Source organism: Nocardiopsis sp. NPDC057823, from assembly GCF_042797335.1.
GTDB classification, from domain to species: domain Bacteria; phylum Actinomycetota; class Actinomycetes; order Streptosporangiales; family Streptosporangiaceae; genus Nocardiopsis; species Nocardiopsis changdeensis.
The window spans coordinates 157687-175320 of the sequence record NZ_JBHVLR010000009.1 but is presented as its reverse complement, the minus strand read 5'-3'; the positions used below and the strand labels follow the sequence as shown (position 1 = coordinate 175320).

The 17634-nt window shown below is 72.2% G+C and carries 11 protein-coding genes; 5 read left to right on the top strand and 6 right to left on the bottom strand.

The genetic code is table 11. The features are described from left to right. Positions 1-30: 30 nt before the first annotated feature. The 3 genes from ACFVNO_RS17090 to ACFVNO_RS17080 form a co-directional block, all read right to left on the bottom strand. Positions 31-2139, bottom strand: a complete 2109-nt coding sequence (locus tag ACFVNO_RS17090; RefSeq protein ID WP_378893609.1) for a protein kinase — start codon at positions 2137-2139, stop codon at positions 31-33. A 335-nt stretch (positions 2140-2474) separates the two neighbouring features. After that, entirely contained in the window at positions 2475-4709 is a 2235-nt protein-coding gene (locus ACFVNO_RS17085) for a protein kinase (protein ID WP_378893607.1), read from the bottom strand. Between the two features lie 1088 nt (positions 4710-5797). Continuing rightward, positions 5798-6187 carry an ArsR/SmtB family transcription factor gene (locus ACFVNO_RS17080; protein WP_378893605.1) on the bottom strand — a complete coding sequence of 130 codons (390 nt, stop codon included), beginning with the start codon at positions 6185-6187 and terminating at the stop codon, positions 5798-5800. Between the two features lie 90 nt (positions 6188-6277). Between ACFVNO_RS17080 and ACFVNO_RS17075 the strand changes: the two genes are divergently transcribed. From ACFVNO_RS17075 to ACFVNO_RS17055, 5 genes are all read left to right on the top strand, one after another. Continuing rightward, positions 6278-7267, top strand: a complete 990-nt coding sequence (locus ACFVNO_RS17075; RefSeq protein WP_355265504.1) for an LLM class flavin-dependent oxidoreductase — start codon at positions 6278-6280, stop codon at positions 7265-7267. 890 nt (positions 7268-8157) lie between these two features. Beyond that, complete coding sequence (locus ACFVNO_RS17070) at positions 8158-8358, top strand: hypothetical protein (protein WP_220562807.1); 201 nt, start codon at positions 8158-8160, stop codon at positions 8356-8358. A 68-nt stretch (positions 8359-8426) separates the two neighbouring features. Continuing rightward, on the top strand, positions 8427-9470 hold the full coding sequence (locus ACFVNO_RS17065; RefSeq protein ID WP_378893603.1) for an OmpA family protein: 1044 nt from the start codon (positions 8427-8429) through the stop codon (positions 9468-9470). Between the two features lie 45 nt (positions 9471-9515). Then, a complete protein-coding gene (locus ACFVNO_RS17060) occupies positions 9516-10007 on the top strand; it encodes a hypothetical protein (RefSeq protein WP_378893601.1) in 492 nt (163 codons plus the stop codon). Positions 10008-10207: 200 nt separating this feature from the next. After that, positions 10208-10690 carry a hypothetical protein gene (locus ACFVNO_RS17055; protein WP_355265516.1) on the top strand — a complete coding sequence of 161 codons (483 nt, stop codon included), beginning with the start codon at positions 10208-10210 and terminating at the stop codon, positions 10688-10690. A gap of 319 nt (positions 10691-11009) precedes the next feature. On the opposite strand, the gene ACFVNO_RS17050 is transcribed toward ACFVNO_RS17055, so the two are convergent. From ACFVNO_RS17050 to ACFVNO_RS17040, 3 genes are all read right to left on the bottom strand, one after another. After that, the gene (locus tag ACFVNO_RS17050) at positions 11010-12998 is read right to left on the bottom strand and encodes a tetratricopeptide repeat protein (protein ID WP_355265519.1); all 1989 of its coding nucleotides are present in this window, start codon (positions 12996-12998) and stop codon (positions 11010-11012) included. A 190-nt stretch (positions 12999-13188) separates the two neighbouring features. Next, entirely contained in the window at positions 13189-13728 is a 540-nt protein-coding gene (locus ACFVNO_RS17045; protein WP_378893598.1) for a hypothetical protein, read from the bottom strand. After that, positions 13718-17503, bottom strand: coding sequence for a tetratricopeptide repeat protein (locus ACFVNO_RS17040; RefSeq protein ID WP_378893596.1), 3786 nt, complete (start codon positions 17501-17503; stop codon positions 13718-13720). Before ACFVNO_RS17040 ends, ACFVNO_RS17045 begins: the two co-directional genes overlap by 11 nt. Positions 17504-17634: the final 131 nt, after the last annotated feature.

Genomic DNA, 17634 nt, shown 5'->3' with positions numbered 1-17634 from the left:
CCGCCCCGCCCGGGGCGGCCCCGCCCGCCGTCACCTCTGGATCTCCTCCGGCGCCGGGACCCCCACCTCCAGGTCCCCGTCCAGCCCCGCGAACGTGTACCGCGTGTACCAGTACTCCGGCGCCGGGACCGGTTCCGCGAAGGCCGCCGGGACCGCCTGCGCCACCGGCCGCCCGTTGAGCACGTACCCGCCCTGCGGCGGCCCCTCGGTGGAGAACGCCAGGGGCTCCCCGTCCTCGGTCGCCACCAGCGTGAACGCCGACTCCTGCGGCGACTCCTCCGAGGGCCTGAACGTCCCCTCCACCAGCACCGCCGGGACCCCGTCGGGCGGGTCCTCCCCCGCCAGGTGCCCGTAGGCGTCCTCCGTCGGCCCGGGCGCGTCGAACACCGTCTCCTCCTCCGAGGTGACGGTGCCGGTCTCCACCACCCGGGCCATCGGCTCCAGGATCCGCTCGGGATCGAACACCGCCTCCGACGCGCCCAGCTCCTCGGGGACGGCCGGCCGCCACACGGCGGGCCCGTTCCAGGCGGTGGTGTCGCTGTACAGCAGTTCTCCGTCCACCAGCATCAGGTCGCTGGCGCGGGCCCCGCTGACGGTGCTGGTCCAGCGCACCGCCTCGGGGTCGGCCTGGTACAGCACCCGGTCGAACAGGGTGGGCTCGGCCGCGGTGTCCGCGGGCAGCGGCTGCCCGTACCCCTCGCCGTTCCCGGCGTGGGTGAGGATGGTCAGCTCCAGGGTGCGCGCCCGCGTCAGCCGGTCGAGCGAGGCGGACACCAGGTCGATGCCCGTGGGTGCGGCGCTCTCCCCCGGGCCGTCCGGGCCGCCGGGGTTCTCGGAGACGGGCTCGGCGTCCTGGGCCAGGGCGTCGAACAGCACGTATCCGCCGCCCCCGGCCACCGCCAGCGCGAAGCAGCAGGCGGCGCCGACGGCCAGGATCCGCCCGGCACCGCCGCGCCGTTCGCGGCGCCGACGGCGGGAGCGCCCGCCCCGGCCGCCGGCCGCGCCCTCCGGGACGCCCCGCCCGCCGCCATCGGGTTCGGGCCCGGAGCCGCCGTGCGCCTCCCCCGGCCCGTCGTCGGGGGCGGGCACCATGATCAGCTCCCCCGTGATGGGGTCGCGGGTGCTGACCAGCCGCCGCGCGTTCCGCACCCTGGTCCCGGGCGTCCAGGTGCGCCGTCCCGAGGCGGCCGCCTCCTCGTCCAGCCCGCGGGCCGCCTGCGTCCACAGCTCGGGCCGGTGCCAGGACACGTCCACGTACGGCCAGTGCGTGCGCGCCGCCCCGTGGAGCCGGTCGCTCCACTCCTCGCGGACCGTGTCCTCGGGGACCCCCAGCAGTGCCAGGCACTCCAGGTAGACGTCCTCGGCGGAGGGCCGCCGGGCCGGGTCACGCTCCAGGGCCCGTTCCAGGACGCGCGCCAGCTCGGGCCGGAGCGTGGACAGGTCCACGTACCCGCGTGCCCGGACGGCGGCGTCGGCCTGCGAGACCACGGTGCCGAACGGCGGCAGGCCGGTGCCCGCGAAGACCACCGTGCACGCCCACGCGAACACGTCGGACGCCTCGTCGGGGCGGCTGCCCGCATAGCGTTCGGGCGCCATCCAGCCGAGGCTGCCGACGGTGGTGTGCGAGTCGCCGTCGTCCACCTGGCGGGCCAGCCCGAAGTCGACCAGGCGCGGCCCGGTGGCCGTGACCAGCACGTTCCCAGGTTTGACGTCGCCGTGCGGGACCCGGCCGTCGTGCACGTCCATCAGCGCCTCGGCGACCCCGGCGGCCAGCACCAGCAGCGCGGCGCCGCCCATCGGGCCGCGCACCCCGGTGTGGCGCCCCAGGTCGAGGGCGGGCAGGTACTCCACTGCGGACCACGGGCGGTTGCGGTGGACGCCGCTGTCGAGCACCCCGAGCGCGCACGAGCCGGGCACCCGGCGCAGGTGCACGACCTTGTCGTCGGGATCGGCCGCGGACACCCACTCCTCGCCCATGACCTTGAGCGCCAGCGGATGCCCCTCGGGGGTCAGCGCGGCGTAGACGGCACCCAGGGCGGAGTCGCCGAGCCGGCCGATCAGCCGGTGCGCGCCCACCCAGGGCGGGTCGTCGGGCACGAGGGGCCGGACGTTCGGTGGTAAGACGACTGTCGGTGCCATGGGGGGTTCGCTTCCACTCTCCTGGGACCAGGGGTTCGGGAATATCGGGACACGGCGCTCGCATTCGGTGGATACCGAACGTACATTCCCCGATGCTCCGGGGCCAATGGTGCGCACGGGTCGCGGGCCGTGCACCGGGTGAGAACCTCGGGCGGGCGCCCGCGGTTCACTTCATGACCGATTCTTCACCGAACTTCGCACGAAAAAGGATATGCGCAGCGGCCCTCCGAGCACCGGTCCGGACCCGTCCCGTGGCCGCTCACGGCCACGGTCGGCGAATAAGGACACCGCCGGAAAAGCGGGTTCTCGGATGTTCCGTAACGTTTTCCCGATGATCACCCGAACGTACCGGAAAAGGTCGAGGACGGGCCTTCTTCCCCGGCCCGGCCGCCCACGCGCCGCAGGGCCTGCTCGAGCACCGGCAGTGCCGCGGACGCGTCGCCCTCCACCGGCCCGGGTTCCCCGGCGGCCGGCGGCACCCCCGGCGGGGTGTCCCGCGCACGGTCCCGCCGGGCCTGCCGGCTCCTGAGCGACCTCGCCGACATGGTCGCCGCCCCCGCCCCGGCGGCGACCGCGGCGACCGCGCCCAGCACCGCCGCCACCCCGGTCCGGTCCAGCAGCAGCGCGACCCCGGCGAAGACGAACAGCAGCACGGACATGCCCGCGTAGAAGAACACGTTGTCGTCCCGGGCGTCCCGGGCTGCCGGGGAGTCCGGGGAGTCCGGGTCGCTCCGGACGAGTCCCCCCTCCCGCGGGACCCCGCCGGCCCCCTCCTCCGGGGCGGCGGGGGCACGCATCCCGCGCACGGTCCGCGCCGCGAGGTTCAGCTGCGGGGACGCCTCGCGCAGGGTGACGGCCAGCGCCCACTGCGCCTCGGGGGCGGCCATCAGGACGGCCTCCCGCACCGCGACGCGCAGTTCCGCGTTCTCCGGGTCCAGGTCCCGCGCCGCCAGGGCGGCCAGTTCGCCGCGATCGGTGACCGGGGCCGCGGCGGCCCCGTGCGCCAGCGCGACCAGGCGCGGGAGCGGCGGGGAGAAGAGCAGCCCGCCGTCGGGGAAGGCGTCGGCGAACGGGGCGTTCCACTCACGCTGGGCGTCGACGGCCTCCATGAGCAGGTGCAGGTTCTCCGCCGTGCGCGCGTACCGGGCGCAGGGGGTGCCCCGGCCGCATCCGTGCGCCTCGGGGGTGCGGCAGTGGTGCCTGCTCAGGGTGCGCAGCAGCCCGGCGCGGATCGCCCCGGCGATGCCCGCCAGGAACGGCACCGGGTCCCCGGCCCCGTCCACCAGCAGGTGCAAGGACAGGTCCTCGCCCCGGTAGGAGGGCCGCAGGGCGGGCGCCATCCGGGCCACGACCCGGGCGAGGAGGAGTTCGTCCCCCGCGCCGTCCCCGGAGGAGGCGGGGGCGTCGGCTAGCAGGTCACGGGCCGCGGCGTCCAGCGGCGGCCACTGCGCCAGCCTGCGGCGCTGCTCCGGTGAGCGCAGGAACCCGACGGCGGTGTCCCACCGCTCCTGGAAGGCGTACGCCAGGGACACCGGCGAGGTGTGGTCGACACCGTCGAACCGGAAGGGGGGCTCCTTGCGGATCTCGGCCGCGGCCGCGGCGATCTCTTCCACGGGCACCCTGATCGTGGTGGTGTCCCCGCCGTCGGCGTCCACCGCCCCCCGTTCCGCCTCCCTCTCCGCGCCCAGGACGGCGGCGATCTCCTCGGCGGACATCAGCCGGGTGGCGGGCCGGGCGGCGTCGGGCCCGGCGCCCGGGCCCTCCTCCCCCGCACCGGGGTCGTGCCGGTGCCCCAGCAGCGCCATCAGCACGTCCCGGGCGGTCGGGCGGTTGCGCGGTTCCCTGTCCAGGCAGCGCCGCACCAGCGGCAGCAGCGTTTCCGGCACCCCGTCCAGGTCGGGTTCCCCGGTGGTCACCCGCATCAGCAGCGCCGGCATGTTCGGCGCCTCGAAGGCGCCCCGCCCGGTGGCCGCGAACACCATGACCAGGCCCCAGGCGAACATGTCGATCGCGGTGGTGACCTCTCCGCCCCCGAACTGCTCGGGGGCCATGTACTTCGGTGTGCCCAGAATGGCGCTCGCGCTCGTCCCGGTCCCCTCCAGCGCGCGGGAGATGCCGAAGTCGATGACCCTGACCCCGTCTCGCCCCAGCAGGATGTTGTCGGGTTTGAAGTCCCGGTGCACCACCCCCGCCCGATGGATGGCCACCAGCGCCGTGGCGGTGGACACCGCGAGCCGGTACAGGTCCCCGTCCGAGCCCGGCCCCCTCCCCCGGATGTAGCCCTCCAGGGGCGTCCCCTCCACATACTCGGTGGCGATCCACGGCGGATCCCCGCCGGGGTCGGCGTCCAGCACCCGGGCGGTGCAGAACGGCAGCACCGACTTGATCAGCCCGATCTCGCGGTCGAACCGCTCCCGGAAGTCGGCGTCCCCCCGGTGGCGGACGTGCAGCACCTTGACGGCGGCGCGGTGGCCGTCCCGGTGCTCTCCCAGGTACACGGTGCCGAAACCGCCCGCGCCCAGGAGGCGGCGCAGGCGGTATCCGCCGACCTCGGAACCGATGTCGACCACGGGGGACTCCTTGTCGCTCTCTGCTCGGGCGCCGCTCCCCACCGCGCACCGGGAACGCACCGTAGCACCGCGGGGTGAACGGGACACGCGGCGTGCCGCGCCCATCCTTCTCCGCAGGGGCGGGGGTTCCGAGGACGCTGACCGCATGTGGCCACGACGCCCCACGGGCGGTCAGGGCTCCGGGTGCCGGGGCGGAGACACGGCCCCGCCCCACCCGGCGGCGGACCGCCCCGGGAGGGCGGTCGGCCGGGACTCCAGGTGCCTGGACGGAACACAGCCCCACCCCACCGGGCGCCCGTCCCACGGAACAGACGGCGACCGGGACGACAAAAAGGGAAACCCACACCGAGGTAATACCGGAATTCCGGAAATGGCGAAGAAGAACAGCAAGAGCGCTTGTGAGGCGTGACGACATCCCCGGGCGTTCCGTGCCGGTTCATCCCCGGAGAACATCCGCCGGGCGCGCGCGATCACCGCCTTCCACGTCTCCACCGGGTAGAAATCCCGCGGCCGTTCCACCGATCCATCCCGTGGAACGGCTGGGGGCGCGTTCTCCGAAACGGCATCGCACCCGCGCGTTCCCGTGCATGCGTAGGGCAACGACTCCGGGCAGGGGCAGCGAACGGGCACGACGCACCCGACGAGAGGGGCACACTCGTGTGCGCATGCCGGGGGTCGTCAGCGGCCGCGGTCGGACACCTCATTCGCGCAGGGTTCATGCGAAGCGGCACAACGCGTACAGGGACCGGTGGGAAAACTCCGTTTTCCGCGTCCGCCCCCATATGCCATAACACTCAGGGGATGGCGCTCCGACCCGACCCCCGGGGGATAAAACGGACCTACCTGCCACTTATTCGCGAGAAACGGCATGTTTTCTCGAATACGTCCGGGCCTTCGCCCTTTCCCCTAAAGTGGGGGGCCGGGGCCGCCACCCGGCCCCTGGGGCGGGCGGCGCCCCGCGCTCCCGTTCACTCCTACTCCCGGGGGCGCGGGGTTCCGCTCGCCTCGTCGCCCCGGCACACCGGAGCGCGGGCGGGAACGGGAGACTCGGGCGAGACCCGAAGAGGTTCCCGGCCGCCCCGGGCCGACTAGACCGACCGGACCGCCGCCTCCGCGGCCGCGTCCGCGTCTCCGTTCGCGGGCACCGTGTCCCCGCAGGCGAGCGCGCCCCGCTCACACGAGAGCACCGTCTCCAGCAGCCCCGGGAACCGCTCGGACACGTCCCCGTCCCGCAGCGAGATGAAGCACCGGGTGCCCTCCGTACGGCTCTGCACCAGACCCGCGTTGCGCAGGATCTTCAGGTGATGGCTCAGCGTGGACTGCGCGATCGGCAGGTCGATGTCCTTCCAGGCGCGTTCGCCGTCCCTGGCCGCGAGCATGCGCACGATCTTCAGCCGGGTGGGTTCGGCCAGCGCGGCCAGCACCGTCACCAGCTCGACCCCGTCGAGCGGTGGATGGTGTTGCTCCCTCGCCGCCACGCGAACCTCCTCACACCGGCGTTTCGCACCAGCATAGTGGGACGGGTGTATCTTCGATATTCGACGATCATCGAACACCAAGGGACAAGCATGCCCATCACCCTGTCCGTGCTCGACCATGCCGGCATCTCCGAGGGGTCCACACCCGGGCAGGCCCTGCGCGACGCCCGCGACCTGGCCCGACACGTGGAATCGCTCGGCTACCGGCGCTTCTGGCTGTCCGAGCACCACAACATGCGGGCGATCGCCAGCGCCGCCACCTCCGTCTCCCTCGGCTTCATCGCCGAGGGCACCTCGACCATCCGCATCGGCGCCGGCGGCGTCATGCTGCCCAACCACTCGCCGCTGGTCATCGCCGAACAGTTCGGCACCCTGGAGTCCCTCTACCCGGGCCGCGTGGACCTGGGCCTGGGCCGGGCCCCGGGCACCGACCCGCGCACCATGATGGCGCTGCGCCGCGACCACTCCGCCGCCTCCGCGTTCCCGCACGACGTGCAGGAGCTCCAGTCCTACTTCGAGCCCGCCGACCCCGGCCAGCCTGTGCGCGCCATCCCGGGCGAGGGGCTGCGGGTGCCGCTGTGGATCCTGGGGTCGAGCCTGTTCGGCGCCCAGCTGGCCGCGCAGCTGGGGCTGCCGTACGCGTTCGCCTCCCACTTCGCGCCCGATGCCCTGTACGAGGCGCTCAAGGCGTACCGAGAGAACTTCACCCCCTCGCGCCAGCAGGAGACGCCGTACGCGATGGCGGGGGTGAACGCGTTCGTCGCCGACACCGACGAGGAGGCCCGGCGCCTGTTCAGCACCATGCAGCAGGCCTTCCTCGGAACACTGCGCGGGGCGCGCGGGCTGCTGCGCCCGCCGGTGGACTCTCTCGACACCATGTGGCGTCCCGGGGAGCGGGAACGCCTGGACCACATGCTTCGTTACTCGTTCGTGGGTTCCCCGGAAACGGTGCGCCGCAAGCTCGAGCTGTTCGTCACCGACACCGGTGTGGACGAGCTGATGGTGTCGTCGATGATCTACGACAAGGAGGCTCGCCTGCGCTCTTTCGAGCTGCTGGCGGAGGTCGCCGGTCTGGGCTGAGTCCCGTCCCCGCCCCGGGGGGCACCGGGCAAGGGTGGCGGCCATCGGGCGCTGTTGGCAGGCGGCGCCGGCCGCCTCCCCCGGGTGGGGAAGACGAAGGGCCGGGCACCCCGCGGGTGGGTGCCCGGCCCTTCGGTGTACCCGGACCGGCCCCGGGCCCGTTCGGCGACGCCTCGACAGAGCTCGGTGCCCCGCCCCTCCGAAGGTTCCTTCTCCCGAAGCCGCGGCCGGCCCGGACTCGCCCCTGTGAGCGTCCCGCCCCGGTGCCGACCGTGAGCATCCCACCGGAGCGGGGCACCCTTCCAGGACGTGAACTCTTGTCGTCCCCCGACCCAGAGCCGGGTGAAGAAGACACCCCCGAATCCCCGCCGCGCACGCGGATGAACGCATTCGCACCGGTCGTAGGCACGATCGCCCACCGATCACCGGACAAGTAGTGACGCCTCACGTGTCGGCTGAGAAGATGGTGACCCGTCGGGCACCGACCGTTATACGTGTTCATGGGCGCTCCACCCGAATGCGGTTCCGCCCCCGGAAGGGCGGACGGAACCGCGAGAGGCGCCCCCACCTGCGTTTTCAACGGAGCCGAGAGGGCCTGTGGACAAGGTGTGGTGGCCGGGATCGACGGGCATCGTGAAGGAGGATGACCTCTTCTGGACAGGTACAGGGCGTATGCCCGGGACGTGTGCAGGATAGTGAGAACCCCGAGGCGACTGTGCGAGCAGGAGCCTCGCTCCGTAGCCGAGTCGTTGACACCGGTGAATCCTTACCCTTGGTTCACCTTGATGAAGGCCACCAGGCCGAAGAGATGCCCGGCCGCGGGCCACGAGGACGTGGCCCGTCGCCCCGGATCTCCTCCCCCAAGGAGCTGACCCCTTGTGAAGACGCCAATGAGCAAGCTGTGGGCGACCCTGAGCGCCCTGATCGTCCCCCCGTCCAAGAAGAACGACACCGGCGCCACCATCATCGAGTACGCGGCCATCCTCCTTCTCATCGCCGCCGCCGCCACCCTCATCTGGGGCCTCGGCATTCCCGAGAACATCAGCGGGTCGATCGGTACGGCCGTCTCCGAGATCCTCAGCGGCCCCTGACCCGGACAGAAGAACAAAGAACGAAGGCCCCCATAGGCCGGGCGAAGCATCGAACAAACGAGAACCGCTTGCTTTCCAAAACCTCCACCCCGAAAAAAAGAAGACAGGCATTCTCTTCCGGGGTAACAGCAACACTTCTCCTGACGCTGACCGCATGTGTGGTGTCCCCAGAAGACGGAAGCACCCCACGACCAGAGGACACCGGAACCCTAGAAAGCAATCCACCCGATGAGCAGGGAGGGGACACCGAGGGGAACCCGATCGCCCACGCGGCGACGACCACCACACCCCTGGGCCAAGACCTCGAGATCGGCGTTGTAGCCCTAGAGCGACTGGAAAGCGAAGCACTAAGACTTCGCCTACAGGTGTCCAATAAATCCACGGAAAGCATATCACTTTTCGACGGGCTATCCGAGCCGAACGACCCGAACACAGCAAGCCTGGTATCCCTGGTCGACGCAAGCAATCAAAAAAGATACCTCAGCTACGACCAGAGCAATGGACAATGTTTCTGCTCCCCACCCCTGGAAGGTCCCATACCGGCAGGGGAAAGCGAGGAGATCTGGGTTATATACCCAGAACCCCCGGATGACCTGGAACAGATGACGGTCGTGGTTCCACTGGCGCCACCGATCATGGACGTACCCATCAGTGACTCTACGGAAAGAATGGATAATATAAGCCTGGCGGATGCCCAGATACTCAACCTGACAATGATATCGGACAATCTGGAGGATCAAACCGGTCGCACCGAGAGCGGCGAGGAAGTGAGCATCATCCTGTCCTCCGACGTGCTTTTCGAGACCAACAGCTCCGATCTGAACTCTGAAGCAGAAGAGATACTGGAGCAGGTCGCCCTGGAGATCGACGACTCGTCGGCCACGACCGTGAAAATCGACGGCCACGCCGACAACACGGGAAGCGATGCGACAAACGTCCCGCTCTCCGAGGAACGAGCCGAGTCGGTCAAGGAGGCACTGGCGGATCTCCTGACACGATCTGGGATCGATTTCGAAGTCGCCGGCCATGGATCGAGCGACCCGATCGCCGACAACAGCACGGAAGAAGGACGAGAGAGAAATCGCCGTGTCAGCGTGACGTTCGAAAAGTAGGCGACCATGAAGCAAAAAAGAAAAAAAGCAGCAAGCACCCTCTGCATGGCTGTTCTCGTAGCCGCCACCATGTCAGCTGGAATCAGCTCGGCAGCTCCCGCTTCAAAGCCGAGAGATCTCGAATCCCTTGGGTCTGCCACTGGAAATGAAACCCAGTCGAGCAACCTCATCGCAGAAGCAAACATTGCAGAGAGGAACGAGGCCGGAAATATACTGTCCATCACATGGAGCATTGAGAACACAGGGAGCGATCGAGTCACTCTGACCTGGCTCGCCGGGAGGTCATATCTTTACTCAGGCGCCAACTACGCCGGAGTGACAGCCATGGCCACAGACGGATCGTCCAGATTCCATCCCATCATGGACGAATCCGGTTCCTGCCTGTGCTCAGGAGACAGCTCGTCGGCCTTCAAAGAGTGGGTGAGTCCCGGAGAAAAGGTCTCATACTGGTCGATGTTCTCTGTCCCCTCCGATGTCGAGAGCATCACCTTGGAGATCCCCGGGTTCGAGCCGATCGAGAACATCCCCATTTCTTGACAGCCCCCGACCAAAACCTTCTGGAGAATGATTTGTCTGGCTCCCGGCACACGAACTTCGGGGAACCGCGGAGGCCATCGCCTTCGCGGCCTGCGGGGCGTGCGGGGGAACGCAGTGGACCCCCGCGCTTCTGGCGTTGGCTGTGGCCCTCGGACCCCCATGGCGGAGACCGGGGCGCGGCACTGACCGAGACGGCGGCCGTGCTCATCCTCGTCGCCGCCGTCATGGTCGCGGTGTACCAGCTGGAGCTGAGCAGGACCTTCAACGAAGGCGTGCGGCAGATGGTGTGCCTGGTGCGCGGCCCCTCCTGCGGGGAGACCTGGACCGAGGCCGATCGGCCGGAGGCGCCGGAGTCGTACGAGTGGGGCCAGGGCAACCCGAACCGGGTCGACAACCAGAACATCGCCCGATCCCTCGCCGAGGGCTACGGCTGGCAGGACGCCGAGTGGCAGTGCCTGAGCAACCTCTGGGGGGCGATGTCCCACTGGGACCACACGGTCACCGACCCGGAGACGGGGGCGGTCGGCATTTCGGGGTTCGTCCCGGGGGTGCACGGCAGCCTGCCATCCGGGTTCCGGGACAGTGCCCAGGCCCAGGTCGAGTGGGGGCTCGGGCACATCAGGGACACCCACGGAACCCCGTGTGTGGCCTGGTCCTACTGGCAGGGCAGCGGCTCCTACTGACCGGGGCCGCCCGGCACGCCCGCTCCGACCGTCGCCGTGGCCCCTGCCGGATCCATCCGTTCGCGGCGGTGGCGGGAGCCCATGCGCTTCCAGCACGTCGCGAAGCCGGGTCCGGCCCGCCCCGTCCCCCGGGCAGGCCGAGTACCCCTCGGTTCAAGGAGTCGCGCAACAGAACTCCGTGACTTCCGACGCCTCCGCGCACTCACCACCGTGGGTGCCGTGGCCGCTCCTATCGACGGAGCCGCCCCCGCTCCCGTCCACCCATGGCCGTGCCCCTGCCCCACGCGCGACGCGTGCACCCCCCACCCGGGAACACCGGTCAGGGCTGGGTCTCCTCCCGCTCGGCCTGCTCCTCGATGAAGCCGATGACCTCGGCCAGGTGCTGCTCCACGTCCAGGGTCTCCTGGGCCTCCGGTCCCGCGACGCGGCGCAGCGCCGCCAGCACCTCCCGGTACTCGGCCTCCGCCTCCTCCAGGAGGCCCAGGCTCGCCCACGTCGCCGCCATGCGGCTGCGGACCCGCAGGGTCTCCGAGTGGTCGGCGCCCAGCGCCCGGGTCTGGGCCGACACCAGGTCACCGAGTTCCGCGGCGGCGCCCTCCAGGTTCTCCCGGCCGCCCGCCCGGACCAGCGTCACCACCAGCGCCTGCCAGACCCGCCAGGTGTCCGGGTCCCGCTCGCCGTGCCGCAGCAGGTAGCCCCGCACGATCGCCCGCAGTCCCAGCACCGCTTCGTCGTGGACCCCCATGTCGCTCAGCGTCCAGGCGGCGACGAACAGCAGGTCCAGGCGTTCCTGGTCGCCGGGCTCCCGCCCCGGCAGCCGGCCGGCCTCGGTCAGCGCCCGCACGGTCTCCGACGCGGCGGCGCGGTAGGCCTCCAGGCGCCGCACCATCGTCTCCGCCTCGTCCGCATCCGACGCAGCCTCCGGGCCCGCGTCCGGCGTCACTCCCGGCGGGTCGGTGGCCTCCAGGGCGCGCCGGTGCGACTCCATCGCGCCGGTGAGCCCGGCCTCCTGCCGTGCCGGGTCCCACCGCAGCGCGCGCAGCAGCTCGGTCCGCATCGCCAGGGTGTGCGGGTGGTCCTCACCCAGCGCCCCCTCGAGCCTCCGCACCAGGGCCTGGACGAGGTCGGCGACCGCGGCCCGGTGCTCGGGGTGCCGCGCGGCCACGTCGCGCAGGCCGGCCGTCCACTCCCGGTGGTAGCGCCGCACCTGCCGGTGTCCCTCCCCCAGGACGCGTTCGGCGGTCTCGACCACCGGGGCGAGCTCGAACGCCGACTCCGCCTCGGCCCCGCGCCACCGGGGCATCCGGCCCAGGTCCCAGCGGCGGGCCAGGGTGTCCGGGTGGTCCGGGCCCAGCACCCGGCAGGAGGCCACCACCAGGGAGAGCAGTCCCGATTCCAGATCCGGGAGCCGGTCCGGCTCCCGGTCGGGCATCGTTCCCGGCCCGGTGCCGCGGTCCCGCGCGCCCCGCCGCATCAGGTCCTCGTCGACCCGGCAGGCCAGCTCCCAGGCCTTGAGGGTGTCCGGATGGTCCGCACCCTGGACCCGCCGCCGGTCCCGCAGGACCTCGCCGATCTCGGCCCCGGCCTCCTCCGGACGGGCGAGCGCGCGCAGCGTCAGGGCCAGGCTCTGGCGGGCGGCCAGGGTGTCCGGGTGGTCGGGGCCGAGGGCGCGCATTCGCCCCTGCCACACCGCCCGGTACTCCGGGACGGCGGATTCGCGCCGGTGCTCCCACAGCAGTGCGGCCAGTTCCTCCCGGGCCGCCAGGGTCTCGGGGGCCTCCGGGCCCAGCGTCCGGGCCCGTTGCCGGGCCCGGTCCTGCAACCGCTCCCGCTGCGGGGCGAACCCGGCCCTGCGCTCGTCGCGGCGGGCGCGGCCCCGGAGCCTGCGCACCCGCCGGTAGGCGGACTCCGCCTGCCGCAGGGCGCCGTCGGCGAGCTGCGTGCGGGCGATGTGCAGGGCCTCCTCCCGCGAGGAGCATCCCAGGAGCACCTGGAACTCCGCGTCCGGGACCTGGTCGGTGTACCCGCGGGGCGGCTCCGGATCCATGCCGGTGACCGTGTCGGCGGTGAGGAACAGCCGCGGCATCCGCGCCCGGGGGGCGGTCAGCCACTCCCACGCCTCGGCGAGGGGCTCCGGTTCCCTGGACAGGGCGTCGTCCCCGGCCCCGGGATCCGCGTCCTCGGGCAGGTAGCGGGTGTGCAGCTCCTCCACGGCCGCGCGGCGCAGCGGCCACGGGTAGCCGCAGCGGCGCATGCCCATGACCGCTCCCAGCAGCGCGGCGGCCCGCAGCGGCATCACGATCCCCACCGTCCTCTCCGCGGGCCGCCCCGGTCGGGGACCCGCTCCGGTCTCCCCGGAGGAGGCCCCGCGGCCGCCTCCGGCCGTCCCGGCCCGCGCACCGTCGCCGCCCCCGCGCCGCGGACGCCCGGGACGCAGGACGAGGCTACCGCCCGGTCCCCGGCCGCGGTGGACGTTCGCCCGGGAGGGCCGGATGCGGTCACGGCCCGCCCCACTCCGGCGGGCAGGCCGCCTCCCCGGCGCGGGCGAGTTCCCCCTCGACCTCCTCCCGTGCGGCCGGGACGTCGGCGCCCTGGTGGATGCCCGCCGGGAGCCCGGCCGACCGGGGCACCGTGACGAACACGTCCGTCCCCACGGCGAGCGCCCCCAGCGGGTCCGCGTAGGCGGGGTCCGGGACGGTCACCCGCGCCATCTCCCCTCCGGAGGCGGGCTTGACCCACTCCCGCACGGCGATGGTCACCTCCACCAGGGGCTCCTCCGCCGCCCTGGGCCCTTCCCCTCGTGGGTCCGTCACCGCCTCCACCGAGCTGACCTCGCCCTCCACGATCACGTCGGCGCAGGCGATCTGCTCCGCCAGGGTCTGCCCCCGGTCCACGGCGGGGCCGGTCCCGTCTCCGCCGAGCGGCACCACCAGGACCGCCGTCAGGGCGCCCGCGGCCGAGACCCCCGCGATCCCCCACAGGGCGGGGTGCCCGCGTCGGCGCCCTGCCGCCCCGGGTGCACCGGCCTCACGCCTCACCCCCGACCCCCCGCCCGGAGTCGGGGGAGTCCGCTCCGCCGTCGGCGGCTTCGGTCGCGGCCGCCCGGAGCGCCTCGTTCATCCGCTGCTCGCTGCGCAGGGTGTCCTCGTGGTCGGGCCCCAGCACCCGGACCCTGATCTCCCACACCGCCCGGTACTCGGCGGCCGCCTCCTCGTACCACTCCAGCCCCTTCCAGGCCAGGGCCAGCCTGCTCCGGGCCCAGAGGGTGTCGGCGTGCTCGGGACCCGACACACGGGTCCGGACCTCCAGCATCTCGCGGAGTCCGGCTTCGGCCTCCGCGAGCCGACCCGCCTCGTGCAGCACCAGCACCTGCCTCTCCCAGGCCCAGAGGGTTTTCTCGTGTTCCGCGCCCAGGACCCGCGCCGAGGCCTCCCGCATCGCCCGGTACTCGGTCAGCGCCTCCTCGTACCGGCCCAGATCCTCCAGTGCCAGGGCCAGTCCGCTCCAGTCGGCCAGCGCCTCCTCGTTCTCGGGGCCCGCCGCCCGGGCCCGGACCTCCAGAAGCCCCCGGTACTCGACCGCCGCCTCCTCGTGCCGCTCCAAGCGCCCCAGGAGGTGGGCGACCCACCTCCGCCCCTGGAGAACCTTCGAGGCCTCCTCGCCCGAAACCCGGGCCCAGGCCTGCGTCAGCTCCCGGTACTCGGCCAGCGCCTCCTCGTACCGTTTCAGATTCACCAGTACACCGGCCGACCACTCCAGCATCTTGAGCGCCTCTTCATGGTCGGGCCCCGAGAGGCGGTTCCGCGCCTCACGCACCGCCCGGAACTCGACCAGCGCCTCCTCGTACCGGCCCGAGGAGGACAGTGCGTGCCCGTACCACTCCCGGGTATTCAACGTGGTCGGATGCTCCTCCCCCAGCAGGCGCCGCCGTACCTCCAGCGCCGCGCCGAACTCGGGAACGGCCTCCTCCCCCCGCCCCGTGTCGGACAGTGTCCGGCCCAGCTTGTCCCGTGCCTCCAGGGTCTCCCGGTGCTCCTCCCCCAATACGCGCCGCGTGTCCTCCACCAGTGCGCGGAGTTCGGCCTCGGCCTCCTCGTAGCGCTCCTGCACCCGGTGCAGTTCGGCCAGCCGGCTGCGGAGCCCGAGCGTGGACTCGTGCTCCTCCCCGGAGATCCGACGCCGCATCCGGAGGGCCTTCAGAAACCCGGTCTCCGCCTCGTCCATGCGCCCCAGCCACCAGGACGTCGCCGCGAGGTCCTGGTGGTAGGCCACCAGGTCCGGGTGGTCCTCCCCGAGGTCGCGGATGAGGTCGTCGCGAGCCGCGGCGGCCTCGGTGTAGTGCTCCTCATAGCACCCGGCGTCCCGCAACGCCGTGGTCATGGCGTACCGGGAGGCCAGGGTGTCCGGGTGGTCGGCGCCCAGCACTCGGGCGCGGTCCTGGTACACCGCACGCCATTCGGCGAGGGCCTCCTCCTTCCGGTCCAGGGCCGACAGCACCCGGCCGAGCCAGTGGCGGTCCGCCAACACGAGGGGGTCGTCGGGGCCCGACATCCGTGAGCGGATCTCGTACAGCGAGCGCGCCTCGGGCTCGGCCTCCGACCAGCGTCCCGCGTTGACCAGTACCGTCACCAGGGTGTTCCGGGCCCTCACTTCGAGGGGATCGGCGGCATCGGGCCGGCGGTCCAGGACGGCCACGATGTCCCGCAGTTCCGCCTCCAGTCCGATCCGGTCGACGTCACCGCCTTCGCTCTGTTCGGCCGCGTAGCCGGCCATCAACGTTTCGAACCGGGCCTTCTGGGTGTCCGGGTGCTCCTCACCCATCGTGCGGCGTCGCAGCTCCCACAGGGCCCGGAACCCGGCCTCGGCCTCCCGGTGCAGACCTTCGCGCGAGGAGACCACCGCCAGCTCCCACATGGCCGCCGGGATGAGCGGGTGTTCTTCGCCCAGGGCGTGCACCGCCGTGTCGAGGATCTCCCGCAGTTGAGCACGTGCGGTGGACAGCCGCTTCAGGCCCACGTTGGACTGCGCGAGGCGGAAGCGGGTCCACAGGGTGTTCTCAGCGTCCTCGCCCGCGCTCCGGCGCAGCACTTCCACAGTGGCCTCGAACTCGGCCCGAGCCCGTCCGTGCTGCCCGAGCAGGGCCAGGGTCATGCCCAGCCGGTTCCTGGCCTCCACCGTGTCCGGGTGGTCCTGGCCCAAGAGGTGCAGACGCGCCTCCCGCACCGCTTCGGCCTCGGGAAGGGCCTCTTCCAGGCGGCCCGCCCGGTGCAGCGCCAGCGCCAGGAAATACCGGGTCGACAACGTGTCCTCATGGGCTTCTCCCAGGATTCGGAGCCGTGCGCGGGCGACCCCCTCCAGCTCGGCCACGGCCTCGGTGAGACGCCCCCCGAAGGTCAGCACCGTTCCCAGGGACTCCCGGAGTTCCAGGAGCACCGGCTCGTCCGGGGCCACGGTGGCCGCGCGCAGTTCGACCGCCTTACGGTAGGCGCGTTCCGCCAAGTCGTAACGCGAACGCCCCGAGGCGTCGCGCCCCAGGCCGGAGGCCGAGCCGATGGTGGACGCGTACCCCAGGATGCGGTCGAACTCCTCGTCCGTGATCGGGATGTCGTCCGGGTACAGGCTCCAGACCTCGTTCAGCACCCGTGGGGATATGCCGACGCCGTCGCTTTCGAAGGGGATCAACAGGGCCTCGAACATCGCCATCGGCCCGGACGAGAACGAGAGCTGGGCCATGGGCGAGGACTCGGCCACGGCCTCGGTCGCCCAGGCCCACGCCTCCTCCAGCGTTTCGGGGATCGGACCCGACCCGCCCGGCCGTTCCTCCAGGAACCTCGTGTGCAGGTGCTCCACCAGTTCCCGGGGAACGGTCCCCTGGAAGCCGCGGCTGTACACCAGGGCCGTGGCGGTGACCAGGGCGACGCCCCGGGGGCGGGGTGTCCCGCCGGCGGCCGGGTCGGCGGACCGGGCCCGGTCCCAGCGGTCGGCCAGCAGGTCGGTGTTCTCGATGCAGGAGGCGAAGCCGTAGCGGCCGCCGTTCTTGAGGACCCGGTCGAACCGGTCGTCCCCCGACCAGGATCGCACCTCCCGCACGCGGTCGCGCTCGGCCTCCGACAGGGCCCGGGGCACCATCACCTCGACCGCCCGGTCCAGTTCTGCTTCCACGGCCCGACCGGGAAAGGAGCGTATGAGGGTGCCCATGTACTCCTTCAGGTCCTCCTCCTCACCCTCCTCCAGTCCCGCCAGCCGCGTGGCGGTCCGAACCGCGTACGAGGGCAATGTCGTGCTCCCCGCCCTGGCCAGCAGGGCCCGCTCGTCCTGGGAGAGCATCCCCACCAGCAGGCGGTGGCCGCCCGGCGGGGCGTCGAGGAAGCGGGCGAGCTCCTCCGCGGGGTTCGCCGGATCCATGCCGAGCCACAGCCACTGGATGCCGCCGTCCAGCCACAGCACGCACCGGGGGTGCCGGGCCGCCTCCCGCCACAGTCGCGTGAGCCCGGTCCCGGGGCGGGGGATGAGGAGGGTGTGGTCGGTCAGGTGCGACACGGCCTCGTAAGCGCTGCGGGACCGGCCCGCGGTCCTCTCACCCGTCAGGAGGACGAGCCCGCCCGCGTCCACGGCCGCCCGGAGCCGGCCGTCGAAGTCGCGGGGGACGTAGGGCGGGACCACCGCCGTTCCGTCGGCGGTGACGACGGGGCGGCGCACCCCCCAATTCGTCGGGTCGCCCCACTGACCGACGGTCGGGGGCGTGCCGTCGGCCAGCGTCTCGTACGCCGCGCTCTTCCAGCGTTCGATGTCCTCGCTCCACTGAGCGGGCATACCCCCGAGCCCCCTGCGTCTCCCGGACGACTCCGACATGTGCGACCTCCGTCGTGTTCTCCTCGGCAACACCTCTAGGACGCCAGGGGGGACACGGACGGTGCCGGGGCTCCGGCCCCGTGGCCGGGAGC

Excerpts from the sequence above, each read along its gene's own strand:
- ACFVNO_RS17090 (WP_378893609.1), bottom strand. The coding sequence starts at position 2,139 with ATGGCACCGACAGTCGTCTTACCACCGAACGTCCGGCCCCTCGTGCCC.
- ACFVNO_RS17075 (WP_355265504.1), top strand. The coding sequence starts at position 6,278 with ATGCCCATCACCCTGTCCGTGCTCGACCATGCCGGCATCTCCGAGGGG.
- ACFVNO_RS17070 (WP_220562807.1), top strand. The coding sequence starts at position 8,158 with ATGAGCAAGCTGTGGGCGACCCTGAGCGCCCTGATCGTCCCCCCGTCC.
- ACFVNO_RS17060 (WP_378893601.1), top strand. The coding sequence starts at position 9,516 with ATGGCTGTTCTCGTAGCCGCCACCATGTCAGCTGGAATCAGCTCGGCA.
- ACFVNO_RS17040 (WP_378893596.1), bottom strand. The coding sequence starts at position 17,503 with ATGCCCGCTCAGTGGAGCGAGGACATCGAACGCTGGAAGAGCGCGGCG.